Genomic DNA, 24,727 nt, shown 5'->3' with positions numbered 1-24,727 from the left:
CCGGGATCGCAACCGGGGGAACCGCCCCCCGGACGGGGCCCGGGCGTTGGCGCAGGCGGGGGGCCGGCGGGGCGACACGCCCGGCTGGCCCTCCTCGTTGTGCTCTGTGCCCGCGACCGTCGTGGCCCGCGTCGTGCGTGCGGACGGACGGACAGCAGGACGGGCACCGTCCGGGGCGGGCGCTTGGCGCCCCGGCGGTGCCCGTCAGTCGGTGGGCGGCGCGGCTAGCGCCGCCGGGTCAGGGGCCGCACTCCCGGCCCTCGTTGATGCAGGCCACGGCCTCGGCCATCAGCTGCTCGTTCATCACGTTGATGAAGTCACCGTGGTCGGTCGAGGGGTTGTGCAACTGCTCGGGGAAGCTGTCCACCGCGAACACCGGGCCCTGCGGGACGTCGTAGACGATCCGCTGCACCAGCTGCGGGATGGCCTGGAAGCCCTCCTGGCAGGAGCCGTCCGCCTGCGCGAACGCCACGTGCGTGCGGTGGTTGGCGCTGTCCGAGTTCACACCGTCCCAGCAGCTCTGGAAGTCGAAGGTGCGGACCAGGTCGCTGCCCTCCGGGCAGAGCGGGTACTTGTCGGTCAGCTGGACCGAGTCCTCGAACCCGGTGCAGCTCCAGGAGGCGTTGGCGTTGGCCGTGCCGTTGGTCAGCGTCTTGGCGTCACCGGTGATGATCCGCAGGAAGCGCGGCATGTCGACCACCGGGCTTGTCGCGTTGCCCTGGAAGGTCAGGCTGACCTCGACGGGCTCCAGCACGCGGCCGCTGTTGTGGGCGTTGTCCAGCGGGTCGTCGATCGGCGGCACGTCGTCCCGGCCGATCTGGCCCGCGTCGTCGCCGGCGCCGCCGCCGTTGTGGTCGCCGTTGTGACCGCCGGCGGCGTCGATGCTCCCGTCGCCGTCCTCGTCCAGGACGCGCAGCACCGGCCAGTAGTAGGTCGACTGGTCACCGTTGGTGCAGGTGGTCTCGGCGGCCGCCATGCTCTCGTCCGTCGCGAAGGCGTCGACGCCGATGTTGCCGATGTAGTCGTGCAGGTGGTGGGCGCCGTTGCTGACGCCGGGGGCCACGATCACGTTGTCGGAGTTGAACTGGCCCTCCTCGTTGGTGCCGCAGTCCACCGAGAACGTGCCGGTCGAGCCGGCCCCGTTGTTGGCGGGCGGCGGGGTCACGTTGGGCGTCACCGTGGTGATGTCCACGAAGTCCTCGGGGAAGGGGCCGCCGGACACCGGCGGGGGAGCCTCCTCCTCGCCGCCGCCCTCCTCGCCGCCGCCCTCCTCGGGCGGGGTGTCGACGGGCGCGTCGCCGCCCTCGCCGACCTCACACGCGGAGAGGTCCTGGAGCCCGGCCGGGGCCGTGCCGCCCTGCCGCTCGATCGCGATCCTGATCCGGTCGAGCGCCGCGCTCCGCTTGCTCTGCAGCGGGCCGAGGATCGCGTTGTCCACGAAGTTCGGGCCGCCCTCGCCGGCCGAGCTCGCCAGCCGTTCGTTGGCCTCCTCGATCTGCCGCTGGAGGTTGGCCAGCTCCCGGTCCACCTCCGCCTGAGCGGCCGCCGGGACGTCCGAGACCTGCACCTCGGGGCACTCGACGGATCCGCCCCCGCCGCCGGACTCGCCGTCCGCCGGCGGCGCCGTGTCCACCGGGTTGGCCGGCGGCATCACCTGGCAGGGGCTCATCCGGCGCAGCCGCTCGGCCTGCCCGCCCTCGACCCCGGTGGCCTGGACGATGCCCTCGATGGTCTCCTCGCGCTGGCTCTCCAACTCGCTGAGCACCTGCCTGGAGTCGCCCGGCTCGGCCTCGGCGACCTCGGCCTCGTCGGTCGGTATCTGACCGTAGGCGTCGGCGACCTGCTGGTCGAGGTTGGCGAGCAACTGGCCGACGTCCGTCCTGGCCTCCTCGGGCAGTTCCTCCATGTTCTGTCCGACGTCGGGGCACTGGATCGTGCCGCCGGGTTGCCACGCCGCCTGGTGGCCGCGCGACCAGCCCTGGTTCTGGCCGTCGCCGCCCCGACCCCAACCGGCCGACGCCTGCTGGGCGATGACCACCGCTCCACCGCCCCCGACCACCAGCGCGGTCACCAACGCCACGACTTTTGTTCTGCCTCGTGAGCGTTTGTGTGTCTGACGACTCATGAATTACTCCGTCTCGTACAGGGATCCAGCGATTTGGGATCCGGAATTACAGCCCTCAAGGCAATCGGGGCTAATCGGTCAGCAGCGCGTAGTCGACCAGTCCCGTCAACTCCAGGTGTGTGATGTGGTCGAGCACGGTTTCGTTGGCCTGATCCGCAAGCTCCCGAATCATGGAGTTCTCGGTCGAATGCCTCACGGCGGCGACAAGGCCGAATACCTGGCCATGCGCCCGGCGCAGGATGTTGGCGAACAGGTATTCGTACTCGGCGCCGCTGGCGGCCGAGAACTGGTTGAGGAATCCCTGTTGCTGCTCGTTCGGCTGGGTGGGCATGTCGATGCCGAGCTCGCGGCCCGCGTTCACCGACATCTCGTCGAGGAGCGCGTGCCCGTCCACCAGGTGCTCCCCGGCCGTCCGCATCTCCTCGCTGCTGCCGCGCTCGATCGCCTGGCGGCCGGCGGGCCCCTCCCAGAGCCCGGCCAGCCGCACCCGGCGCACGAAGTCGCGGTCCAGCGGGGTCAGCGGCCCGTACTGGGTGTCGAGGGTGCCCCGGCCGTCGTCCGTGAAGGTGGCCGGCGGGCCGACCTCGATGGACGGGCCCGCGTTGGCGACGCGCTCGAACAGGCTGACGGGGATGAGCAGGGCGGCCAACGTGAGCGCCAACGCGCCGATCACGAGCGCGGTGCCCAGGGTGTGAGCGGACGTGAACGCGCCAGCGATGCCGGATCGTCTCTTAGCCATGCGAACTGCGCCCTCCAGGCCGGTTACGGGGGAGTGCGGTGGACGCTAGTGGCGGTGGCTCGACCCGCTACCGGAATCATCACCAACCGACAAAGTCCAACCCGGCCTTGGGAGTTGCTGCTACTATCCGCTGGCTCCGATGGATCCGTCGCCGACGATCCGCAGTCGGACGCGGTCGACGCCCGCGTCCTCGAGACAGCCGAGCAGCCGGTGCGTGTCGTGGTCGCTCAGCGACGGGTGCACGGTCGCCGCGAACAGGCCGTCGCCGAGCGCGGCGAGACCCGCCCGTTCGAGCGGAACGGCGGTGGAGTCCCGGCATCGCTCCCACTGTTGGCGCGCCGCCAGGGCGGCGCGGTCGCCGTCGACGCCGTTGCCCTCGACCCGGAACAGTACCGAGGTGGCGGTCTCGTCGCCGCGTTCCGGGGGACGGGTTTCGGTCAACTCGGCCAGCGCCTCGAAGAGTCCGAGGCCGGCCAGGGCGGCGAGCAGCAGGCCGGCGACGCGCGGCCAGCGGCGGGGCGCGTCGAGCGGCTCGCGCGGCAGCTCGGGGGCGCCGGCCGTCGGGCCACCCGGCGGCGCCGCGAGCGGCGCGAGCCTGCCGGCCAGCCTGCGGTCCGCGGCCGGCCGCACGGTCGCCCCGGCGACCCGCTCCACCAGCCACGCGAGGCCGGACAGGGCCACCCCGGTGGCCATCAGCACCGGCACGAAGACGAAGGTCCGGCCGGCGTCCCGGCGGTCGTCGAGCAGCCAGCCGAAGCGGGGCCCCGGCGGCCGCGCCCCGGCCTCGGCGGCGGCGCCGCGCACCTCGCCCAGGAGCTCGGCGCGCAGCCGCTCCCGCGCCTCCTCCTGCCGCCGGTCGCCGTCGCGCAGCCGCCGTTCGAGGCGACCGACGCGGTCCAGCAGGGCCAGGCCGAGCAACAGCACCTCCACGACCAGCAGCAGCACGCCGCAGAGGATCGCGCGCTGCCACTGCCAGCGGTAGAGGTAGATCACCAGGTAGGCGGCGGCGCCCAACGCGGCGGCGCCGCCGAACAGGTAGGCGGCGAGCCGCGCGCCCCTCACGGCCGCCCGCCGAGCTCGGCCACCTCGCCGGTGGAGCCGTCGACGAGCAGCGGCGTGCCGGGCGGGAACCGGCGCACGGCATCGGCCTCGCCGGTGACCGTGGCCAGGCCCAACTCCCGTGCGAGCACCGCCAGATGGGAGAGCGGGCTGCCGGTCTGGGCGACCAGCCCGGTGAGGGACGGCAACAGCGGCGCCAACGACGGGTCGAGGTGCCTGACCACCAGCACGGCGTCCGCCGGGCGGGATCCCGGGGCGCCGTCCCAGGCTACGCCGGCGACCCGCCCGCCGGACACGCCCCGCCCGGTGCGTCGGTCGCCCTCGGCGACCACGACGCCGCCGTCCGCCACCCGGAACCGGTCCGGCACCGGCACGCCGGCCGGCGGCCCGCTCCGCTCGCACCAGTCGGCCGGGCCGGCCCCGCCCTCCAGCACCCGGACCAACTCCCCCCACCGCAACAGCCCGACGGAGCCACCGGCGTGCGCCGCGTGCGGCGCCGTGGGCGCCGGGAGGGCCGTGGCTTCGGCAGACCGGGAGCCGAGCGGCTCGGCCTGCCGGCCGGGTGTCGGGGGCGTTGCCCGCGGGTCAGGCGGCGTGGGCCGAGACGTGTGCGGCGCGTTCGGCGCCGTGGGCGCCGGCGGCGCGGCGGGCCTGCCGGGTCGGGAGCTGGGCGGCTCGGCCTGCCGGCCCTCGGTGAAGGCCGGAACGGTCGGACCGGCCTGCGCCGCCGCAGGCGCCGGCAGGGCCGTGGCTTCGGCGTGCCGGCTGTCGCGCGCGGCGGGGGAGGTCGTGCGTGGCTCCTCCGGCGCCGCTGGTGCCGCCGGCGCCGCCGGCTGGATCCTGGCGGCCGCCTCGTGGACGAGGCGGATCTGGAACTCCTGTACCCAGCGGACGCGGAGGCGGAGGGACTCGCGGGGGGAGAGGGGGACGTGGCCTGCCTCGTCGGGAGGTGGTTCGGTGGGGAGCCGGAGTGGGTGGGTGAGGCCCGGGGTGGTGAGGGCCAGGGCCTCCGGGTGGGTGGCGGCCAGTTCGTCGTCGGGGAGGCCGGCCGCGCGGCCGGCCCGCAGGGCCGCCAGGGCCGCGGCGGCCGCCGTGCCGGCGGCCTGGCCGGGCGGCAGCAGGGCGCCGGCCAGCGACTCCTGGGCGTGCAGGGCGACCAGCGATGACCTGCTCCACCGCAGCGCGGCCAGCAGTTCGGCCGTCGAGAACCGGGCCGGCGGTGCCACCTCGGACAGGGCGCGGTCCACCTCGGCGCAGAGCGCCGTCGCGAGCCGGGGCAGGGCGGCCCGCAGCCGGCCCACCCGCCAGGCGGCGGCCAGCCGGCGGGCGCCGGGCAGCGGGTCGAGCAGGGCGAGCAGCCGGTGCCCTGGCGGTTCGACGCCGAGCAGCCGCAGGTCGGCCACCGCCTGCCCGCCGACCGTCGTCACGGCCGGCGTCGTCCGCAGCCGGCGTCGGCCCGCCGCGCCGGCCAGGTGGAGCGCGGTGGCCAGGCCGTGTGCCATCGGCGTCACCCACAGGTCCTCCTCCAGCGGCAGCAGCGGTCCCGGCAGGGTCTCCGCTACCGGTCCTGGGCCCAGCAGCCGGGCGCGGCGCGGCGGCCGTGGCCGCGAGGCGAGCGCCGTGACGGGCCGGGACTGGAAGAGCCAGAGCCGGCCTGTGAGTTCGTCGAAGCCGAACTCGATGTCCTGCGCGCCGCCGAGGACCGACCGGGCGCGAGCGGCGAGCGCCGTGAGGCGGCGCAGTTCACCGCCCGTCAGCAGGGTCGGGTCCGCCGCCTCACGGTCGTCCCGCACCGGCCGGCCGCGCCGCGTCAACCGCAGGTCGGACCCGGGCAGTTCGCCGCTGACGAGCCGGTCGGGGCCGCCGCGCACGGCGCTCAGCAGCATCCGGTCGGTGCGTCCCGCCACCGGATCGACGCCGAACAGCACCCCGCCGATCCGGGAGCGCACCATCGGCTGCACCAGCACGGCCATCTCGTGTGCCGGCGACTCGGCCGACGACTCCCGCACGACGCCCAGCGCGTCGCGGAAGGCCGCCCAGCCGCGCACGTCGAGCACCGAGGTGAACCGGCCGGCCATCGACGACTGTTCGGTGTCCTCGGCGGCCGAGGACGAGCGGACCACCAGCGGCCGGCTGCCGTCGCCGCTCAACTCCCGCCACGCCGGCCACAGGTCGCGGCCCCCGTGGCCGCCGCCGGCGCCCGGCGGCAGCACCACGAAGCCCGGCAGCACCGGCAGCCGCGCCCGGGTGGCGCGGGCCAGGGCCGCTGCCTTGCCGCCGGTGAGGGCCGCCCGGCAGGCGCGCGGGTCGTCGAGCGAGAGGGTCGTCTCCGCCTGGATCGTGCGTGGTTCTTCGCCGTTGATCTCGATGTCCCTGATGTCCATCGCCCACCTCAAGACGTTCTGCGCGGCCACCCCAGGGACAGACGCCGGAAAACGTCAGGCACCTGACAGAAAGACGGGATGTGTCGGAAAATAGTCCAACTCGTCTCGGCTGTGGACGGCCGGCCGCACGGTGTCACCGCCGGCGGCTACCGTCGGGGCCATGTCGCAAGGCGTGTCGCAGGGCGTGTCACACGGCGCGGTGGTGCTCGAAGGGGTCCTGGAGCGCATCACGTACGCCAACGAGGAGAACGGCTACACGGTCGCCCGGGTGGACACCGGCCGGGGAAGCGGCGAGCTGCTGACGGTGGTCGGCTCGCTGCTCGGCGCCCAGGTGGGCGAGTCGCTGCGGATGACCGGCCGTTGGGGCTCGCACCCCAGCTACGGCCGGCAGTTCACGGTGGAGAACTACACCACGGTGCTGCCGGCGACCGTGCAGGGCATCCGCCGCTACCTCGGCTCGGGCCTCATCAAGGGCATCGGCCCGAAGACCGCCGAGCGGATCGTCGACCACTTCGGCACGGCCACCCTCGACGTCATCGAGGAGGACCCGCGCAAGCTGATCGCGGTGCCCGGGCTCGGCCCCAAGCGCACCGCGCTGATCGCCGCCGCCTGGGAGGAGCAGAAGGCCATCAAGGAGGTGATGGTCTTCCTGCAGAGCGTGGAGGTCTCCACCTCCATCGCCGTGCGGATCTACAAGAAGTACGGCGACGCCTCCATCTCCGTGGTGAAGAACCAGCCCTACCGGCTCGCCGCCGACGTGTGGGGCATCGGCTTCCTCACCGCCGACCGGATCGCCCGCGCCGTGGGCATACCGGCCGACAGCCCGGAGCGGGTCAAGGCCGGCCTGTCCTACGCCCTGTCGCAGGCCACCGACCAGGGCCACTGCTACCTGCCCGAGGAGCGGCTGATCTCGGACGCGGTGAAGCTGCTCCAGGTGGACACGGGCCTCGTCATCGAGTGCCTCGGCGAGCTCGCCGAGGACCCGGAGGGCCTGGTGCGCGAGAAGGTGCCGCACCCCGAGGGCCAGGACGAGGACGGCACGGTCACCGCCGTCTACCTGGTGCCCTTCCACCGCGCCGAGCTGTCGCTGGCCGGGCAGCTGCGCCGGCTGCTCGCGGCGGACGAGGACCGGCTCGCCGCCTTCCAGGACGTGGACTGGGCCAAGGCGCTGTCCTGGCTCGCCGGCCGCACCGGCGCCGAGCTCGCGCCCGAGCAGGAGGAGGCGGTGCGGCTCGCGCTCACCCGCAGGGTCGCGGTGCTCACCGGCGGCCCCGGCTGCGGCAAGTCCTTCACGGTCCGCTCGGTGGTCGAGCTGGCCCGCGCCAAGCGGGCCAAGGTGCTGCTCGCCGCGCCCACCGGCCGGGCCGCCAAGCGGCTCGCCGAGCTCACCGGAGCCGAGGCGTCCACGGTGCACCGGCTGCTCGAGCTCAAGCCCGGCGGGGACGCGGCCTTCGACCGGGACCGCCCGCTCGACGCCGACCTGGTGGTGGTGGACGAGGCGTCCATGCTGGACCTGCTGCTGGCCAACAAGCTGGTCAAGGCGGTGGCACCCGGCGCCCACCTGCTGCTCGTCGGGGACGTGGACCAGCTGCCGTCGGTGGGCGCCGGCGAGGTGCTGCGCGACCTGCTCGCCCCCGACAGCCCGGTGCCGGCCGTTCGGCTGACCAGGATCTTCCGGCAGGCCCAGCAGTCGGGCGTGGTCACCAACGCCCACCGGATCAACTCGGGGATCCCGCCGGTCACCTCGGGCCTGGCCGACTTCTTCCTCTTCGTCGAGGAGGAGACCGAGGAGGCCGGGCGGCTCGCCGTCGACGTGGCCGCCCGCCGGGTGCCGGCGAAGTTCGGGCTCGACCCGCGCCGCGACGTCCAGGTGCTCACCCCGATGCACCGCGGCCCGGCCGGCGCCGGCGTGCTCAACGGGCTGCTCCAGCAGGCCGTCACCCCGGCCAGGCCCGGCCTGCCGGAGAAGCGCTTCGGCGGCCGGGTCTTCCGCGTCGGTGACAAGGTCACCCAGATCAGGAACAACTATGACAAGGGGCGCAACGGCGTCTTCAACGGCACGGTCGGCGTGGTCACCGGTCTCGACGTGGACGAGCAGCGGCTGACCGTGCTCACCGACGAGGACGAGGAGGTCCCCTACGACTTCGCCGAGCTCGACGAGCTCTCCCACGCGTACGCCGTCACCATCCACCGCTCGCAGGGCAGCGAGTACCCCTGCGTGGTCATTCCGGTCACGATGAGTGCCTGGATGATGTTGGAGCGGAACCTGCTGTATACGGCCGTCACCCGCGCCAAGAAGCTCGTGGTGCTCGTGGGCTCGCGGCGTGCCCTGGGGCAGGCAGTGCGCTCGGTCTCGGCCGGCAGCCGCTGCACGGCCCTCGACGCCCGCCTCGCGGGAAAAATTCTTCGTCCGGAGCGCCCGTAAAAATCCGCATTCGCGCGGCACGCCGTGCCAGAAAATGGCCACTTGGCCGACCCCGAGTGCACATTCTGCGCCCAGATGGGGGACAGTAGGAGGGAGTCAGGGCACCTCGAAGAAGAGGCACAACGTCGGTGAGGGATGACGTGAGCGAAAACCGCATCAGCGACAGCGCAGGCAACGCGGACGACGCAGTGTTCGTGCGGTACGGAAAAGACGAGTACCGCTACCCGGTGGTAGAGAGCACGGTGGGTGACCGTGGCTTCGACATCAGCAAGCTGCGGGCCCAGACCGGTCTGGTGACCCTGGACTCCGGCTTCGGTAACACCTCCACGTGTAAATCGGAGATCACGTACCTGGACGGTGAGAAGGGCATCCTTCGCTACCGTGGGTATCCGATCGAGCAGATCGCGGAGCGCGGCTCGTTCATCGAGACGGCCTACCTGCTCATCAACGGCGAGCTTCCGACGGTGGACGAGCTGGCCACCTTCCAGGGCGAGATCACCAAGCACACGCTCCTCCACGAGGACGTGAAGCGCTTCTTCGACGGCTTCCCGACGGACGCCCACCCGATGGCCATGCTGACCTCCGTGGTCAGCGCGCTGTCCACCTTCTACCAGGACAGCCACAACCCGTTCGACGAGCGGCAGCGCCACATCTCCACCATCCGGCTGCTCGCCAAGCTGCCGACGATCGCCGCCTACGCCTACAAGAAGGCCGTCGGCCAGCCCGTCGTCTACCCGCGTAACGACCTCGGGTACGTGGAGAACTTCCTGCGGATGACGTTCTCCGTACCGGCCGAGGACTACGAGCTGGACCCGGTGGTCACCAACGCGCTGGACAAGCTGCTGATCCTGCACGCCGACCACGAGCAGAACTGCTCCGCCTCCACCGTCCGCATGGTGGGCTCCTCGCAGGCCAACCTGTTCGTCTCCATCTCCGCCGGTATCAACGCGCTCTGGGGCCCCCTGCATGGCGGCGCCAACGCGGCGGTGCTGGAGATGCTGGAGGCCATCCAGGCCGACGGCGGCGACGCGGACGCCTTCATCCGCCGGGTGAAGAACAAGGAGCAGGGCGTCCGCCTGATGGGCTTCGGGCACCGCGTCTACAAGAGCTTCGACCCCCGCGCCAAGATCATCAAGGCGGCCGCGCACGACGTGCTCTCGGCGCTCGGCAAGTCCGACGAACTGCTGGACATCGCCCTGAAGCTGGAGGAGCACGCCCTCAGCGACGACTACTTCGTCTCGCGCAACCTGTACCCGAACGTCGACTTCTACACCGGCCTGATCTACCGGGCCATGGGCTTCCCGACCAGCATGTTCACCGTGCTGTTCGCGCTGGGCCGGCTGCCGGGCTGGATCGCGCAGTGGCACGAGATGATCACCGACCCGACCACCAGGATCGGCCGTCCCCGGCAGGTCTACACCGGCGTCGTCGAGCGGGACTACCTGCCGGTCGAGCAGCGGTGACGCTGGTCGCTGTGACGTGGCGGCGCGACGCGGATATGTGACGCAGGTCACATATCCGGTCGTGCAACTTTCCACGGTCTCGTCGGTCTAACCCGTCGACGTTGGCGCGGATTCGGCTGGATCCACGCCGGCGGCCGTCCAGCCGGGGTCCCGTGGGGGGACGCTCTGAGCGGGCGGCAGGAAGCGCCCCGCGCCGGGCCCTGTGGGGGGACCCGTCGGCGGGGCGCTTTTCATTTCCGCCGAGGCGGGACCGCTGCGCTCGGCCTGGGCGACGGCATCGGGGCCTGGCGGCCCCGTGCCGGACCGCGGCGCTGGGCCTGGGCGGCCGCCGCCGCCCATGGCCGGGCTCCGCCCGCCCGGGGCGGGGCTGTTGACAGTCATGCGGGCCCACTTCCGCAGTCGCGGCGCCGCCCGTTGTGCGGCCAGAGGCCGCACCTCCCGGTCAAGTGGAGTACTGCATCGCACTGGACGCCGCGTCGCGACCAGAGGTGTCCCCCCGGCCGATGCCGAGCGCGGCTGCCTGGCACGCCGGCGCGGGGGCGCGGGCCCCCGGTGTTGGCTGGCCCCGACGGGTCGGGCGGGCGCGCCCGTAGCGCGCTGACGCGCCGCGTCGTGGCCCGAGGCCGCCGGGCCTCGGCGCCCCGCCCGAGCCGAGCGCGCCGCAGTGGCGCAGGGGTGCCGGGCCGTGGCGCGGCCGGGCTGGCGCGTCACGTTGCGGTCCGGGGTCGGCGGGCCCCGACGCCCCCGGTCGGTGCCGAGTGCGGTGCACCGGTGCGAGGGCCCCCGGGCTCCGGTGTCTGGCTCGTGCCGACGGTTGGGAGGCGCGCCCGGACCGGGCTGACGTCGCGTCGTGGCCCGAGGCCGCCGGGCCTCGGCGCCCCGCCCGGGCCGAGCGCAGCGCGCCGGCACGGGGGCCGCCAGGCCCCCGGTGCCTGGCTTACCCCTGTACGCGGTCGACGAGTTCGTAGCCCGCCTCGTCCACGGCCGTGCGGATCGCGTCGTCCGTGACGGGGGTCTCGGTCACCACGGTGACCAGGCCGGTGTCCGCGGTCGCGGAGACGTTCGTGACGCCCGGCAGGGCGCCGACCTCGGCCGAGACGGCCTTCTCGCAGTGTCCGCAGCTCATCCCGGAGACCCGGTAGGTGATGGTCTCGCTCACGGCGATCGCCTCGCTTCCAACGACTGTCGGTCCGGCTCCGACTATATACCCGCCTGGGGTATAGCGATCGGGGGTGCCCCTAAGGGGGACCCGGCATCGTCCCGGGAACGCTCCTGGCGCTCTTCCCTCCCGCCGCCGACACATGTCAACTTCTACTGACAGGTTGCACGGCGGGAGGAACACGCGGGATGGATGGCGCTCTGTGGATGTACGCGCTGCTGGTACTCACCAGCGCGCCGCCCTATCTGCCCAACGCCGCGCTGATCGCCTCCGCGGGCGCCATGGTCCACGCCGGGGAACTCAGTCTGCCGCTGGTGGTGTTGGCGGCCGCGGCGGGTGCGCTCGCCGGCGACGCGGTGATCTTCGCCGTCGGCCGGCTGGCCCGCGGCCGGGCCCTCGCCTGGCTCGGCCGTTCGGCCCGGCGACGGGCCGCGCTCCAGTGGACCGGGGAGCGGATGCACGCGCACGGGCTGCCGTTCGTGGTGGGCGCGCGGTTCCTGCCGAGCGGCCGGGTCATCGGCGGACTGACCGCCGCGCTCGTCGACTTCCCGGCCCGCCGCTACCTGCTGGGCATGGGCATCGCCCAGGCCGTCTGGGCCTCCTACTCCGTCGCCCTCGGCTACTGGGGCGCCGGCGCGCTCGGCGGCACGCTGCCCTCGGTGCTGATCGCCTGTGGGATCTCGGTCCTGGTCGCCTGCGTCGCCCGGTTGTTCAGCGGCGCCGGTTCCCGGGACGCCGCCGCACCCACTCCCTGACGGTGTCCGGGTACCAGAAGGGCCGGCCGCCCTCCACCACGTCGGGCGGGGGCAGCAGGCCGTGCTTCCGGTAGGAACGGACGGTGTCCGGCTGCACCTGGATGTGGGCGGCGATCTCCCTGTACGACCAGAGTTCGCGGTCCGCCATCTCTACGCACCTCCCTGGCCCCGCCGTCCGGCGGGGCTCCGTGGATAACCAGTGGGCCACTGCCCCCGAGAACGACGCACGGTGACGCCGGGGCCGGGCCTGTTGATCATCTGTGACGGGTAAGGCGCGTAACGGTGACGGCTGTCGCGTTCCCTAGATGAAGCCGATGAACCGCTGAACCGACAAGCTCATCAGGTGTGGCTCGGGAAGCCGAGGTTGACCGCGCTCTCCGCCGGCTCCGGCCAGCGGGTGGTGACGACCTTGCCGCGCGTGTAGAAGCGCACCCCGTCCTCGCCGTAGACGTGGTGGTCGCCGAAGAGCGACTCCTTCCAGCCGCCGAACGAGTGGTAGCCCACCGGCACCGGGATCGGCACGTTCACGCCGACCATGCCGGCCTCGACCTCCAGCTGGAACCGCCTCGCGGTCCCGCCGTCCCGGGTGAAGATCGCCGAACCGTTGCCCCACGGCGAGGAGTTGATCAGCCCGATCGCCTCCTCGTAGTCGCCGGCCCGCACCACGCACAGCACCGGGCCGAAGATCTCGTCCCGGTAGGCGTCCATCTCCCGCGACACCCGGTCGAGCAGCGACACCCCGAGGAAGAAGCCCGCCTCGTGCCCTGGCACCGTCAACCCCGTGCCGTCGACCACCACCTCGGCGCCCTGCGCGGCCGCGCCCCGCACATAGGACGCCACCTTCTCCCGGTGTTCCGCGGTGATCAGCGGGCCCATCTCGGACGCCGGGTCGTCGCCCGGACCGATCACCAGCGCGCGCGCCCGCTCCGCGATCCGCGCCACCAGCGCGTCGGCGGTCTCCTCGCCCACCGCGACGACCACGGACACCGCCATGCAGCGCTCGCCGGCCGAGCCGTACGCCGCGCTGACCGCCGCGTCCGCCGCCACGTCGAGGTCGGCGTCCGGCAGCACCAGCATGTGGTTCTTCGCGCCGCCCAGTGCCTGCACCCGCTTGCCGTGCTCCACCGCGCCGCGGTGGATCGCCCGCGCCACCGGCGTGGAGCCGACGAAGCTGACCGCCGCCACGTCCGGGTGCGCCAACAGCCGCTCCACGGCCTCCCGGTCGCCGTTGACCACGTTCAACACGCCTTCGGGGAAGCCGGCCTCGGCCGCGAGCTCGGCCAACAGCAGCGCCGCCGACGGGTCCTTCTCGCTCGGCTTCAGCACGAACGTGTTGCCGCAGGCGATCGCCACCGGGAACATCCACAGCGGCACCATCGCGGGGAAGTTGAACGGCGTGATGCCCGCCACCACGCCGAGCGGCTGCCTGATCGACGCCACGTCCACGCCCGTCGACACCTGCGTGGACAGCTCCCCCTTGAGCTTCTCGGGGATGCCGCAGGCCAGTTCGACGATCTCCAGGCCGCGCGCCACCTCGCCCAGCGCGTCGCCGTGGACCTTGCCGTGCTCGGCGGTGATCAGCGCCGCCAACTCGTCACGCCGCGCCACCAGCAGCTCCCGGTAGCGGAACAGCAGCGCGGTGCGCCTGGCCAACGAGTAGCCGCCCCACGACCGGTGCGCCGCGACGGCCGCCGCCACCGCCGCGTCCACCTCGGCGGCCGAGGCCAGCGCGACCCGCCCCGCCTGCTCGCCGGTCGCCGGGTCCCAGACCGGGCCGAACCGCCCCGAGGCGCCCGGCACGGGCTTGTTGTCGATGAAGTGTCCGATGGTCCTCACGTGGTGCCTTCCCTCGCTCCGAGTCGATCCGGTGGCCTGGATCCGGTGGCCTACAGGTGCCGGCGGCGCGCCGCCGCGCCGCGCTCGTACGTCTCCCGCGCCCGGCGCGCCGCCGGCCGGTCCGCGACGGCCGCCACCGGCACGTCCCACCACGCCTGGGCCGGCGGCGCGGTGTCCGCCGGGTCCGTCTCCACGTGGACGCAGACCGGGCCCCTGGCCTCGCGTGCCTCGGCCAGCGCCGCGCGCAGCTCGGCGTACGTGGTGGCGCGCAGCACCGTGAGTCCGAGGGAGGCGGCGTTGGCGGCCAGGTCGACGGGGAGCGGCTCGCCCGTGAAGGTGCCGTCCGGCGTCCGGAAGCGGTAGGCGGTGCCGAAGCGTTCGGCGCCGGTCAGCTCGGACAGCCCGCCGATCGAGGCGTAGCCGTGGTTCTGCACCAGCACCAGGACCAGGTGCCGGCCCTCCTGCACGGCCGTCACCAGCTCGGTCGGCCCCATCAGGTAGGTGCCGTCGCCGACCAGCGCCCACACCACGCGCTCCGGCGCGGCCAGCTTCACGCCGAGCGCGGCCGGGATCTCGTATCCCATGCAGGAGTAGCCGTACTCCACGTGGTACTGGCGGCGCGACCTGGCCCGCCACAGCTTGTGCAGGTCGCCCGGCATCGAGCCGGCCGCGTTGATCACCACGTCGTCGTCCCCGACGACCGCGTCCAGCGCGCCGAGCACCTGGGTCTGGGTCGGCCGGTCGCTCTCCTTCTCCGGGGCGAACGCGGCGCCGACGACCGTCTCCCAGCGCGCCTTGGCCGCCCGGTAGCCGGCCGCGTACCCGTCCTCGACGCGGTGCCTGGCGAGCGCCGAGGTGAGCGCCGTGAGGCCGGCCCTGGCGTCCGCGACCAGGGGCAGGCCGGCCAGCTTGTGCGCGTCGTACGGGGCGATGGTGAGGTTGACGAAGCGCACGCCGGGGTCGGCGAACAGGGTGGCGGAGGCGGTGGTGAAGTCCGAGTAGCGGGTGCCCACGCCGATCACCAGGTCGGCGGCGCGGGCCAGTTCGTTGGCGGCGGCCGTGCCGGTGTGGCCGATGCCGCCCACGTCGCACGGGTGGTCGTGGCGCAGCGAGCCCTTGCCGGCCTGGGTCGAGGCCACCGGGATGCCGGTGGCCTCGGCCAGGGACCGCAGCGCCTCCTCGGCCTCGCTGTGGTGCACGCCGCCGCCGGCGACGATCAGCGGCCGGCGGGCGGCCCGGATCGCGGTGACCGCCTCGGCCAGCGCGTCCGCGTCGGGTGCCGGACGCGGCACCCGCCACACCCGCTCGGCGAAGAACTCCTCGGGCCAGTCGAAGGCCTCGGCCTGCACGTCCTGCGGCAGCGCCAGCGTGACGGCGCCCGTCTCCACCGGGTCGGCGAGCACCCGCATGGCCTGGAGGGCGGCCGGGACCAGCGCCTCCGGGCGGTGCACCCGGTCGAACCAGCGGGAGACGGGCCGCAGCGCGTCGTTGACCGACACGTCGCCCGCGCCCGGGTGTTCGAGCTGCTGGAGCACCGGGTCGGCCGGCCGGGTGGCGAAGGTGTCGCCGGGCAGCAGCAGCACGGGGAGCCGGTTGATGGTGGCGAGGGCGGCGCCGGTCACCAGGTTGGTGGCGCCCGGGCCGATGGAGGTGGTGACGGCGTGCGCCGAGAGCCGGTCGCGCTGCCGCGCGTAGCCCACCGCGGCGTGCACCATGGCCTGCTCGTTCCGCCCCTGGAAGAAGGGGAGTTCGGCGCCGGGGCCCTGGCCGCTCTCCACCAGCGCCTGCCCGACGCCGGCCACGTTGCCGTGCCCGAAGATGCCCCAACAGGCGGCGACGAGCCGGTGCCTGCGGCCGTCACGCTCGGTGTACTGCCTGGCGAGGAACCGCACCAGGGCCTGGGCGACGGTCAGTCGGACGGTTCCGCTCATCGGGCGGCCTCCCCGTTCTCCTGCGCGCGGTACCTGGGGAGCCTGGGGTCGGTCTCCTGGTGGTGCCAACTGCCCCTGATCCAGGCGTGTTCCGGATGGTCGCGGATCAGCCAGGCGCGGTCGGGGTCGGGCCCGGCCATCACGTTGAGGTAGTACATGTCGTGCCCGGGCGCGGCGATCGACGGGCCGTGCCAGCCGTCCGGGATGACCACCGCGTCCCCGGTGCGGACCTCCGCGAGCACGTCCGTGCCGCGGCCGTGCCCCGAGGGGCTGACCCGCTGGTAGCCGAGGCCCTCGGCCGCCGGGTTCCCCTCGGCGGCGTCGATCTCGAAGTAGTAGATCTCCTCCAGCTCCGACTCCTCGCCGGGACGCGACTCGTCGTGCTTGTGCGGCGGGTACGAGGACCAGTTGCCGCCGGGCGTCAGCACCTCGACGGCGATCAGCCGGTCGGCCTCGAACACGTCGGCCGCCGCGAAGTTGTTGACCTGGCGGCTGCACGAGCCGGCGCCGCGCAGCTCGACCGGCACCCGGTCGGCCGTGACGTGCCGGGCCGGCAGCCGGCGCGCGCAGCGGGCGCCGGTGAGCGCGAACCGGCCGCCGGCGGTGGAGGAGACCGACACCTGGGCGTCCTTCGGCACGTAGGCGAAGTCCGTCAGGCCGGCGAACACGCCGCTGCGGCCACGCAGTTCGAACCGCTCGCCGTCGGCCTCCACGACGCAGCCGCCGGCCAGCGGCAGCACGATCCACTCGCTGTCGCCGGTCGCGAAGCGGTGGGTGCCGCCGGGCGCGAGCGGCAGCACGCGCAGGCTGGAGTAGCCCCAACCGGCCGACTCCGGGCTGATGTCCAGGGTGTAGGGGCCGGCGGCGGCGCTGCCGGCCGGCAGGTGGTGGCGTGGGGAAGGGGCGCTCGGGGGTGTCACCGTCGACGACCTCTCCTTCGATGGCTGTCCATGGCTGTCGGGTTGTGCGGAACGGCTGGGGCGTCGGACAGGTTCCTAGAGGAGCCCCGCGGCGGTGCGGACGGCGCCGGCCACGTCCCCGTCCGGCGGGTAGAGCAGCGAGCGGCCCACCACCAGGCCACGGACGGTGGGCAGTCGCAGCGCCTTGCGCCACTTCTCGTAGAGCCCGTCCTGGTCGCCGGTCACCTCGCCGCCGAGCAGCACCGCCGGCAGCGTCGAGGTCTCCATCACCCGCGCCATGTCGTCGGGGTCGGCGGTGACCGGCACCTTCAGCCAGGTGTAGGCGGAGGTGCCGCCCAGGCCCGAGGCGATGGCGATGGACGTGGCGACGGCCTCGGCGCTCAGGTCGTTGGTCAACCTGCCCGCTATTCGGCGGGATATGAAGGGCTCGACGAACACCGGCAGCCGGCGGCGCGCCATCTCGTCGATCACCCGGGCCGTGCTGTGCAGCGTCTCCAGCGACCCGGGGTCCGAGTAGTCCACGCGCAGCAGCAGCTTGCCGGCGTCGAAGCCGAGGCGCGCTATGTCCTCGGGGCGGTGCCCGGTGAACCGGTCGTCGAGCTCGAACGAGGCGCCGGCGAGGCCGCCGCGGTTCATCGAGCCCAGCACCACCTTGCCGTCGAGCGCGCCGAGCAGCAGCAGGTCGTCCAGGACGTCGGCGGTGGCCAGCACCCCGTCGACGCCCGGTTGGGCGAGCGCGAGCGTGAGCCGCTCCAGCAGCTCCACCCGGTTGGCCATGGCGAGCCGCTGGCCGCCGACCGCGAGTGCGCCGCGCGCCGGGTGGTCGGCGGCGATGATCATCAGCCGGCCGCTCTCGCCGAGCAGCGGGCGGCGGGCCCGGCGCGCCGCGGCCTCGGCGATGGCCTCGGGATGTCGGCTGCGTACCGTGACGAGCTCCGAGATGCTGATGCTCACGGAAGGATTCCTTCCCGGTCGGTGCCGCGGTCGGCCGGGCCGCCGCCGAGCAACTCCTCGACCTCGTGGGGGTGGGGCATGGCGGACGAGCACGCGAGCCGGCCGGCGACCAGGGCGCCCGCCGCGTTGGCGAACCCGGTCAGCCGGTGGAGGTCCCAGCCGGCCAGCAGCCCGTGACAGAGAGCGCCGCCGAACGCGTCCCCCGCGCCGAGGCCGTTGACCACCTCGACGGGGTGCGGCGGGGCCTCGACCACGGTGCCGTCCCGGTGCACGGCCAGCACCCCGGCGGGCCCCTGCTTGACGACGGCCAGCTCCACGCCGGCCGCCAGCAGCGCCTCGGCGCAGGCACGCGGCTCGCGGACGCCGGTGGCCACCTCGCACTCGTCCAGGTTGCCCACGGCGACGGTGGCGTGGGCCAGCGCCTCGCGGTAGACCGGGCGCGCGGCCTCGGGCGAGCCGTCCCCCCTGGCCCCGCCCTTCCGGGCCCCGCTCCTCCAGAACATGGGCCGCCAGTCCAGGTCGAAGACCGTGGCGACCTGGTCGGCGGCCCGGCCGCCCTCGGCGCGGGCGGCGAGCGCGGCGAGCGTCGCGCTCCGGCTCGGCTCCTCGCACAGGCCGGTGCCGCTCATCCAGAAGATCCGCGCCGACCGGACGGCGGCCAGGTCGAGTTCGTCGGCGTGGATCACCAGATCGGGTGCCTTGGGCAGCCGGTAGAAGTAGAGCGGGAAGTCGTCGGGCGGGAAGATCTCGCAGAAGGTGACGGGCGTCGGGTACTCCGGCACCGCCGTCACCCACCGGTCGTCCACGCCGAACTCCCGCAGCGCGCGGTGGCAGTACTCGCCGAACGGGTCGTCCCCCGTCCGGCTGATCACGGCGGCGGCCCGGCCGAGGCGGGCGGCGGCGACGGCCACGTTGGTCGGGGAGCCGCCGAGGAATTTGCCGAACGATTCGACCTCCGCCAGTGGCACGCCCGTCTGCAGCGGGTAGATATCGACCCCGATGCGCCCCATGGTGATGACGTCGAGTGCTGTCCCGACCGTCGTCATCCGCGCTCTCCCTCCGCCGTCCCGGTGTGTGGTCGCCGTGTTCGCGCCGCCCCCAGCGTCGGCCCAGTCGGCCTCGCCTGTCAATGGTTTGTCTTTACATATGGACATCTCGAAGACGTAAAGATGAAGTGTTGTCCTGACAATCCATTGACAGGCGAGGCCACCCGGCGGTTTGCTCCCCACTGCGACCCGCCTCCACCAACCCTCCACGCTCACACCGAAGTGAGGTAGGAACGATGAACCGGATCAGTCGCCCCCTGCTCGCGGCGGGCTGCGCCACGGCCCTGCTGCTCGTCGCCGCGTGCTCCAGCGAGTCCGGCGGCAGACGCGCCCAGGAGGAGGCGGACGGGCTCGCCGCCGGCCAGGCCGACACCCCCCGCATCAGGATCGCCATGATCACCCACGGCGGACGCGGCGACACCTTCTGGGACATCGTCCGCAAGGGAGCCGAGGACGCCGCGAGCAAGGACAACGCCGAGCTCATCTACTCGTCCGACCCCAGCGCCGCCGGCCAGGCCAGCCTCATCGAGAACGCCGTCGACCAGGACGTCGACGGCATCGCCCTCACCATGGCCGACCCCGAGGCGCTGGCCGACGCCATAGCCGAGGCGCAGGCCGCCGGCATCCCCGTCGTCGGCCTCAACTCCGGCCTCCCCGCCTGGCAGGACGCCGGCCTCCTCTCCTACTTCGGCCAGGACGAGGGCGTCGCCGGCCGCGCCTTCGGCGACCGGCTCAACGAACTCGACTCCCGGCACACCGTCTGCGTCATCCACGAACAGGGCAACATCTCGCAGGAACAGCGCTGCGGCGGCCTCGCCGAGACCTTCGAGGGCGAGACCGAGACCCTGTACGTCGACGGCGCCGACCTGCCGGCCGTCCGCTCCACCATCGAGGCCAAGCTCCGCCAGGACGGCTCCATCGACTACGTCGCCACCCTCGGCGCCCCCTACGCGCTCGCCGCCGTCGACTCCGTGTCCGGCGCCGGCAGCGACGCGGCGATCGCCACCTTCGACCTCAACCCCGAACTGGTCACCGCCATCGAGGACGGCGACATCGAGTTCGCCGTCGACCAACAGCCCTACCTCCAGGGCTACCTGGCCGTCGACGCCCTCTGGCTGTACGCCGCCAACGGCAACGTCAGCGGCGGCGGCGTCGAACCCGTCCTCACCGGACCCGCCTTCGTCGACCGCGACAACGTCGCCGACGTCGCCGAGTTCGCAGCCAACGGCACCAGGTGAGCGGGGAGTTGAGCCACGACATGACCGCTGACACCACCGTGGAACCCGCCGCCGCGCCCCGGCGGCGCGGCGACGCCGACGGGCGCACCACCCGCCGCTCCCCGCTCCGCCGGCTCCTCGGCCGCCCCGAGATGGGCGCGCTGGTCGGCGCCGCCGCCGTCTACGCGCTCTTCTACGCCGTCGCGCCCACCTTCCGGCAGCTCGACTCCCTCTCCACCGTCCTCTACCAGGCGTCCACCCTCGGCATCATGGGCGTCGCCGTCGCCCTGCTGATGATCGGCGGCGAGTTCGACCTGTCGGCGGGCGTCGCCGTCACCACCTCCGCGCTCACCGCCAGCATGTTCGCCTTCCAACTCACCCTGAACGTCTGGTCCGGGGTGCTGGTCGCGCTCGTCCTCTCGCTCGCCATCGGCGCCCTCAACGGCGTCCTGCTGGTCCGCACCAAACTGCCCAGCTTCCTCATCACCCTGGCCACCTTCCTGATGCTCCAGGGCCTCAACCTCGCCGTCACCAAGGGAATCACCGGCAACGTCGCCACCGACTCCATCCGCGACATGGACGGCTTCGACCAGGCCCGCGCCGTCTTCGCCGCCACCCTCACCATCGGCGACACCCAACTGCGGATCACCGTCCTGTGGTGGCTCGGCTTCGCCGCCCTCGCCACCTGGGTGCTGCTGCGCACCCGCTACGGCAACTGGGTCTTCGCGGTCGGCGGCAACCCGGAGAGCGCCCGCGCCGTGGGCGTGCCCGTGGCGTTCGTGCGGATCAGCCTCTTCATGACCGTCGGCCTCGCCGCCTGGTTCGTCGGCATGCACCAGCTGTTCGCGTTCAACACCGTCCAGTCCAACGGCGGCATCGGCAACGAACTCCTCTACATCGCCGCCGCCGTCATCGGCGGCTGCCTGCTGACCGGCGGCTACGGCTCCATCGCGGGACCGGCCATCGGCGCCTTCCTGTTCGGCATGGCCAACCAGGGCATCGTCTACGCCAACTGGGACCCCGACTGGTTCATGTTCTTCCTCGGCGCGATGCTGCTGCTCGCCGTGCTGCTCAACCTGTGGGTCCGACGCCAGGCCACCCGGAGGTGACGACCATGGCTCCCATCGTTGAACTCCGTGCCGTCGGCAAGTCCTACGGCAACATCCACGCCCTGCGCGACGTCGACCTCGCCGTCCACGCGGGCCGCGTCTCCTGCGTCCTCGGCGACAACGGCGCCGGCAAGTCCACCCTCATCAAGATCATCTCCGGGCTGCACCGGCACACCACAGGCGAACTCCTCGTCGACGGCGAACCGGCCCGGTTCTCCACGCCCCGCGACGCCCTCGACCGCGGCATCGCCACCGTCTACCAGGACCTCGCCACCGTCACCCTGATGCCGGTCTGGCGCAACTTCTTCCTCGGCTCCGAACTCACCCGTGGCCGCTGGCCGTTCCAGCGTCTCGACATCCCCCGCATGCGGTCCGTCGCCGACGCCGAACTGCGCGCCATGGGCATCGTCCTCGACGACGTCGACCAGCCCGTCGGCTCGCTCTCCGGCGGCCAACGGCAGTCCGTGGCCATCGCCCGCGCCGTCCACTTCGGCGCCCGGGTCCTGATCCTCGACGAACCGACCGCGGCGCTCGGCGTCAAACAGTCGGGCGTCGTGCTGCGTTATGTCGCCGCCGCCCGCGAACGCGGCCTCGGCGTCGTCTTCATCACCCACAACCCGCACCACGCGTACCTCGTCGGCGACCACTTCACGGTGCTGCGGCTCGGCACCGTCGAACTCAGCGCCGACCGGGTCGACGTCGACCTCGACCACCTCACCCACCAGATGGCCGGCGGCGCCGAGTTGGACGAGCTGCGCCACGAACTGACAGGAGACTCCGCACCATGAGCGACGCGCCGGTACTGGACCGGATCAGGGTCGGCTCGGCCCCCGACTCCTGGGGCGTCTGGTTCCCCGACGACCCCCGGCAGACGCCCTGGCACCGCTTCCTCGACGAGGTCGCCGAGGCCGGCTACCCGTGGATCGAACTCGGCCCCTACGGTTACCTCCCCACCGACCCCGCCGTGCTGCGCGACGAGTTGAGCCGCCGCGAGCTGCGGGTCTCGGCCGGCACGGTCTTCACCGCCCTGCACCGGGGCCCGGCCGTCTGGGACGAGACCTGGGCCCACGTGGCGAAGGTCGCCACCCTCACCCGGGCCGTCGGCGCCGGCCACCTCGTGGTCATCCCCGAGTTCTGGCGCGACCCGGTGACCGGCGAACGCACCGAGGAACCCGAGCTCACCGCCGCCGGCTTCGCCGACCTCGCCACCGGCATGGAACGCCTCGGCCGCGCCGTACGCGACGAGTTCGGCCTCGACATCGTCGTCCACCCGCACGCCGACACCCACCTCGCCACCGAGGAGCACGTCACCCGCTTCCTCGACGCGACCGACTCCTCGGCCGTCAACCTGTGCCTCGACACCGGCCACTACGCCTACTGCGGCGGCGACAGCGTCAAGCTCATCGAGACCTACGGCGAGCGGATCGGCTACCTCCATCTCAAGCAGGTCGACCCCGCGATCCTCGCCGACGTCATCGCCGACGAGGTCCCCTTCGGGCCGGCCGTGAAACGCGGCGTCATGTGCGAACCGCCGACCGGCGTCCCGGCCCTCCCACCGGTCCTGGCGGCGGCCCAACGCCTCGGCACGGAACTCTTCGCCATCGTCGAACAGGACATGTACCCCTGCCCACCCGACCAGCCACTCCCCATCGCCCACCGCACGCGCCGCTTCCTGGCCTCCTGCGGGGCCTAGGCGCGGCGGCGCGAAGCCTCGGCGCGGCGGCCCGCGCCGGCTCCCCGGGGCTCCGCCCCGGACCCCGGCCGGCGGGCGCCCGGTTCTCGGACCGGACACCCGGCTCGCGCCGGACGCCCGCGTCCGCCCCGGGCTCGGTGGGCCTCCGCCAGGCTCGCCGGGGGCTGCGCCCCGGATTCCGTGGCGCTGCGGAGCTGGCTGGCCCGCGCGGCTCGCCGGGGCTCCGCCCCGCGCCTGGCGGCCTGGTGTGCGCACAGGCACACCGGGCCTGCGGGCCGGCTCGCGCGGGACGTCCGCGTCCGCCCCGGGCCGGTGGGCTCCCGCCAGGCTCGCCGGGGCTTCGCCCCGGGCCTCGTGGGGGTGCGGAGCCGGTTGGTCCGAGGGGTGTGCGGGGCTACGCCCCGCGCCTGGCGGCCTGGTGTGCGCCAGGCACACCGGGGCCTGCGGGCCGGCTCGGGCCGGGTGCGCGGGGCTTCAGCCCGGGGGCGGGGCAGCGGCCCCGTGCCCGGGGGCCGGCGCCGGCCGGGCAGCGCCTGGGGCCCGGACGGGCCTGCGGGGCTTCGCCCTGCATCCCGGTGGGCCGGGGATCGGAGGCTCGGCTCGCGCCGGCCGCCGGGGCGGGCGGGCGGCCTGTGGCGCTTCGCCCGGACCCGAGGGAGGGCTGTGGGGCCGGCTGGTCCGAAGGGCCCGCCAGGCTCCGCCCCGTGCCCGGCGGGATGGCGCCGGCCGGGGTCCGGGCGAAGCCCCCGCGCCGGAGCCGGCCCGGCACGGGGCCGGGGAGGGCGGTTTTTTCCGGGCCTACGGCCCGGCTCGCGGATACTTCATGGGATCTCTAGAGAAGAAGGCAGTGCACAGCGCATGACCAGCACCACCACCACCGCCACGGCCAGGAACACGCTCGGCGTCGCCGTCATCGGCACGGGAACCATGGGCGCGGATCACGTCCGCCGGATCGACCAGGTGGTCAGCGGGGCCCGCGTGGCGGCCGTCGCCGACCCGGACGAGGCCAGGGCCAAGGGACTCGCCGCCGGCATCGACGGCTGCACCGCGCACGCCGACGCCAGCGCCGCGCTGGACGCGCCCGGCGTCGAGGCGGTGCTGATCGCCTCGCCGGGGCCGGCCCACGAGGAGACGCTGCTCGCCGCGCTCGACCGTGGGCTGCCCGTGCTGTGCGAGAAGCCGATGACCCCCGACACCGCCGGCGCCCTCCGCGTCCTCGAAGCCGAGCAGGCGCACGGCACCCGCCGCATCCAGGTCGGCTACATGCGTCGCTACGACGCCGAGTACGCCCAGCTGAAGCAGGTACTGGCCGCCGGCGAGCTCGGCCGGGCCCTGATGCTGCACTGCCGGCACCGCAACGTCTCGGTCCACTCCTACTTCACCGAGCCGATGCTGATCAACGACTCGGTGGCGCACGAGTTCGACGCCGCCCGCTGGCTGCTCGACCAGGAGATCGCCGCCGTCACCGTGCTGCGGCCCACCCCGAGCCGGCACGCCGCCCCCGGCATCGGCGACCCGCAGCTCGTCGTCTTCGAGACCGACGCCGGCGTCCTCGTCGACGTCGAGATCTTCGCCGCCGCCGGCTTCGGCTACCAGGTGCAGGCCGAGGCCGTCTGTGAGAACGGCACCGCCCGCATCGGCGAGGCGCACGGCCTGCTCACCAACACCGCCGGCCGTTGGGGTGGACCCATCGCGCAGGACTACATCGCGCGGTTCGCCGACGCCTACGACCGCGAGGTGCAGGAGTGGGTCGACGCGACCCGGCGCGGGGAGGTCACCGGGCCGAGCGCCTGGGACGGCTACGCCGTCGCCGCCGCCTGCGAGGCCGGCGTGGCGGCCCAACGCACCGGGCAGCGCGTCGCCGTGGAGATGGTCGACCGCCCGGCCTTCTACCGCTGAGGTCGTATATTCA

At 73.6% G+C, this 24,727-nt stretch carries 19 protein-coding genes; 8 read left to right on the top strand and 11 right to left on the bottom strand.

Translation table 11 applies throughout. The features are described 5' to 3' along the window. Window positions 1–238 precede the first annotated feature (238 nt). From ACFWI8_RS30865 to ACFWI8_RS30850, 4 genes are all read right to left on the bottom strand, one after another. Window positions 239–2,080, bottom strand: coding sequence for a DUF1996 domain-containing protein (locus ACFWI8_RS30865; protein WP_387098312.1), 1,842 nt, complete (start codon window positions 2,078–2,080; stop codon window positions 239–241). 115 nt (window positions 2,081–2,195) lie between these two features. Then, window positions 2,196–2,864, bottom strand: coding sequence for a DUF4142 domain-containing protein (locus ACFWI8_RS30860; RefSeq protein WP_387098311.1), 669 nt, complete (start codon window positions 2,862–2,864; stop codon window positions 2,196–2,198). 123 nt (window positions 2,865–2,987) lie between these two features. Beyond that, window positions 2,988–3,926: a hypothetical protein gene (locus tag ACFWI8_RS30855; RefSeq protein WP_387098309.1), complete on the bottom strand. Its 939-nt coding sequence runs from the start codon at window positions 3,924–3,926 to the stop codon at window positions 2,988–2,990. Further along, window positions 3,923–6,307, bottom strand: coding sequence for a PEP/pyruvate-binding domain-containing protein (locus ACFWI8_RS30850; RefSeq protein WP_387098307.1), 2,385 nt, complete (start codon window positions 6,305–6,307; stop codon window positions 3,923–3,925). The genes ACFWI8_RS30855 and ACFWI8_RS30850 overlap by 4 nt, the downstream gene beginning before the upstream one ends. 160 nt (window positions 6,308–6,467) lie before the next feature. Between ACFWI8_RS30850 and ACFWI8_RS30845 the strand changes: the two genes are divergently transcribed. Together ACFWI8_RS30845 and ACFWI8_RS30840 are read left to right on the top strand one after the other, a co-directional pair. Further along, window positions 6,468–8,732 carry an ATP-dependent RecD-like DNA helicase gene (locus ACFWI8_RS30845; protein WP_387098305.1) on the top strand — a complete coding sequence of 755 codons (2,265 nt, stop codon included), beginning with the start codon at window positions 6,468–6,470 and terminating at the stop codon, window positions 8,730–8,732. 140 nt (window positions 8,733–8,872) lie between these two features. Next, the gene (locus ACFWI8_RS30840) at window positions 8,873–10,195 is read left to right on the top strand and encodes a citrate synthase (RefSeq protein WP_387098304.1); all 1,323 of its coding nucleotides are present in this window, start codon (window positions 8,873–8,875) and stop codon (window positions 10,193–10,195) included. Window positions 10,196–11,132: 937 nt separating this feature from the next. Here ACFWI8_RS30840 and ACFWI8_RS30835 read toward each other — a convergent pair. Then, the gene (locus tag ACFWI8_RS30835; protein ID WP_387098302.1) at window positions 11,133–11,354 is read right to left on the bottom strand and encodes a heavy-metal-associated domain-containing protein; all 222 of its coding nucleotides are present in this window, start codon (window positions 11,352–11,354) and stop codon (window positions 11,133–11,135) included. A 188-nt stretch (window positions 11,355–11,542) separates the two neighbouring features. Here ACFWI8_RS30835 and ACFWI8_RS30830 point away from each other — a divergent pair, with 188 nt between their 5' ends. After that, complete coding sequence (locus ACFWI8_RS30830; RefSeq protein ID WP_387098300.1) at window positions 11,543–12,109, top strand: DedA family protein; 567 nt, start codon at window positions 11,543–11,545, stop codon at window positions 12,107–12,109. Here ACFWI8_RS30830 and ACFWI8_RS30825 read toward each other — a convergent pair. From ACFWI8_RS30825 to iolC, 6 genes are all read right to left on the bottom strand, one after another. Then, entirely contained in the window at window positions 12,066–12,257 is a 192-nt protein-coding gene (locus ACFWI8_RS30825) for a MerR family transcriptional regulator (RefSeq protein ID WP_387098298.1), read from the bottom strand. The two genes, ACFWI8_RS30830 and ACFWI8_RS30825, sit on opposite strands and share 44 nt — an antisense overlap. Before the next feature lie 191 nt (window positions 12,258–12,448). Then, window positions 12,449–13,945 carry a CoA-acylating methylmalonate-semialdehyde dehydrogenase gene (locus ACFWI8_RS30820; protein ID WP_387098296.1) on the bottom strand — a complete coding sequence of 499 codons (1,497 nt, stop codon included), beginning with the start codon at window positions 13,943–13,945 and terminating at the stop codon, window positions 12,449–12,451. 50 nt (window positions 13,946–13,995) lie between these two features. Beyond that, window positions 13,996–15,876, bottom strand: a complete 1,881-nt coding sequence (iolD, locus tag ACFWI8_RS30815) for a 3D-(3,5/4)-trihydroxycyclohexane-1,2-dione acylhydrolase (decyclizing) (RefSeq protein ID WP_387098294.1) — start codon at window positions 15,874–15,876, stop codon at window positions 13,996–13,998. Further along, window positions 15,873–16,796, bottom strand: coding sequence for a 5-deoxy-glucuronate isomerase (gene iolB, locus ACFWI8_RS30810; RefSeq protein ID WP_387098292.1), 924 nt, complete (start codon window positions 16,794–16,796; stop codon window positions 15,873–15,875). Before iolB ends, iolD begins: the two co-directional genes overlap by 4 nt. Before the next feature lie 75 nt (window positions 16,797–16,871). After that, complete coding sequence (locus tag ACFWI8_RS30805) at window positions 16,872–17,750, bottom strand: deoxyribose-phosphate aldolase (protein WP_311596814.1); 879 nt, start codon at window positions 17,748–17,750, stop codon at window positions 16,872–16,874. After that, window positions 17,747–18,796: a 5-dehydro-2-deoxygluconokinase gene (gene iolC / locus ACFWI8_RS30800; RefSeq protein WP_387098290.1), complete on the bottom strand. Its 1,050-nt coding sequence runs from the start codon at window positions 18,794–18,796 to the stop codon at window positions 17,747–17,749. The genes ACFWI8_RS30805 and iolC overlap by 4 nt, the downstream gene beginning before the upstream one ends. A gap of 236 nt (window positions 18,797–19,032) precedes the next feature. Between iolC and ACFWI8_RS30795 the strand changes: the two genes are divergently transcribed. The 5 genes from ACFWI8_RS30795 (at window position 19,033) to ACFWI8_RS30775 (ending at window position 24,714) form a co-directional block, all read left to right on the top strand. Further along, window positions 19,033–20,034, top strand: a complete 1,002-nt coding sequence (locus ACFWI8_RS30795; protein ID WP_387098288.1) for a substrate-binding domain-containing protein — start codon at window positions 19,033–19,035, stop codon at window positions 20,032–20,034. Between the two features lie 20 nt (window positions 20,035–20,054). Continuing rightward, a complete protein-coding gene (locus ACFWI8_RS30790; protein WP_387098286.1) occupies window positions 20,055–21,122 on the top strand; it encodes an ABC transporter permease in 1,068 nt (355 codons plus the stop codon). Window positions 21,123–21,127: 5 nt separating this feature from the next. Continuing rightward, the gene (locus ACFWI8_RS30785; RefSeq protein WP_387098285.1) at window positions 21,128–21,910 is read left to right on the top strand and encodes an ATP-binding cassette domain-containing protein; all 783 of its coding nucleotides are present in this window, start codon (window positions 21,128–21,130) and stop codon (window positions 21,908–21,910) included. Beyond that, window positions 21,907–22,815, top strand: a complete 909-nt coding sequence (locus tag ACFWI8_RS30780) for a sugar phosphate isomerase/epimerase family protein (protein ID WP_387098283.1) — start codon at window positions 21,907–21,909, stop codon at window positions 22,813–22,815. The genes ACFWI8_RS30785 and ACFWI8_RS30780 overlap by 4 nt, the downstream gene beginning before the upstream one ends. A gap of 858 nt (window positions 22,816–23,673) precedes the next feature. After that, the gene (locus ACFWI8_RS30775) at window positions 23,674–24,714 is read left to right on the top strand and encodes a Gfo/Idh/MocA family protein (protein ID WP_387098281.1); all 1,041 of its coding nucleotides are present in this window, start codon (window positions 23,674–23,676) and stop codon (window positions 24,712–24,714) included. Window positions 24,715–24,727: the final 13 nt, after the last annotated feature.

Source organism: Streptomyces sp. NPDC127098 (assembly GCF_042722465.1).
Lineage (GTDB): Bacteria > Actinomycetota > Actinomycetes > Streptomycetales > Streptomycetaceae > Streptomyces > Streptomyces millisiae.
The sequence above is the reverse complement of the archived record's forward strand: the minus strand, read 5'-3'. Positions and strand labels throughout refer to the sequence as shown.

What these genes read in the sequence shown, in the direction of transcription:
- iolD (WP_387098294.1), bottom strand. Translation starts at nt 15,876, where the DNA reads ATGAGCGGAACCGTCCGACTGACCGTCGCCCAGGCCCTGGTGCGGTTC.
- ACFWI8_RS30775 (WP_387098281.1), top strand. Translation starts at nt 23,674, where the DNA reads ATGACCAGCACCACCACCACCGCCACGGCCAGGAACACGCTCGGCGTC.
- ACFWI8_RS30850 (WP_387098307.1), bottom strand. Translation starts at nt 6,307, where the DNA reads ATGGACATCAGGGACATCGAGATCAACGGCGAAGAACCACGCACGATC.
- ACFWI8_RS30825 (WP_387098298.1), bottom strand. Translation starts at nt 12,257, where the DNA reads ATGGCGGACCGCGAACTCTGGTCGTACAGGGAGATCGCCGCCCACATC.
- iolC (WP_387098290.1), bottom strand. Translation starts at nt 18,796, where the DNA reads ATGACGACGGTCGGGACAGCACTCGACGTCATCACCATGGGGCGCATC.
- ACFWI8_RS30780 (WP_387098283.1), top strand. Translation starts at nt 21,907, where the DNA reads ATGAGCGACGCGCCGGTACTGGACCGGATCAGGGTCGGCTCGGCCCCC.
- ACFWI8_RS30795 (WP_387098288.1), top strand. Translation starts at nt 19,033, where the DNA reads ATGAACCGGATCAGTCGCCCCCTGCTCGCGGCGGGCTGCGCCACGGCC.
- ACFWI8_RS30785 (WP_387098285.1), top strand. Translation starts at nt 21,128, where the DNA reads ATGGCTCCCATCGTTGAACTCCGTGCCGTCGGCAAGTCCTACGGCAAC.
- ACFWI8_RS30790 (WP_387098286.1), top strand. Translation starts at nt 20,055, where the DNA reads ATGACCGCTGACACCACCGTGGAACCCGCCGCCGCGCCCCGGCGGCGC.
- ACFWI8_RS30845 (WP_387098305.1), top strand. Translation starts at nt 6,468, where the DNA reads ATGTCGCAAGGCGTGTCGCAGGGCGTGTCACACGGCGCGGTGGTGCTC.
- ACFWI8_RS30860 (WP_387098311.1), bottom strand. Translation starts at nt 2,864, where the DNA reads ATGGCTAAGAGACGATCCGGCATCGCTGGCGCGTTCACGTCCGCTCAC.
- ACFWI8_RS30830 (WP_387098300.1), top strand. Translation starts at nt 11,543, where the DNA reads ATGGATGGCGCTCTGTGGATGTACGCGCTGCTGGTACTCACCAGCGCG.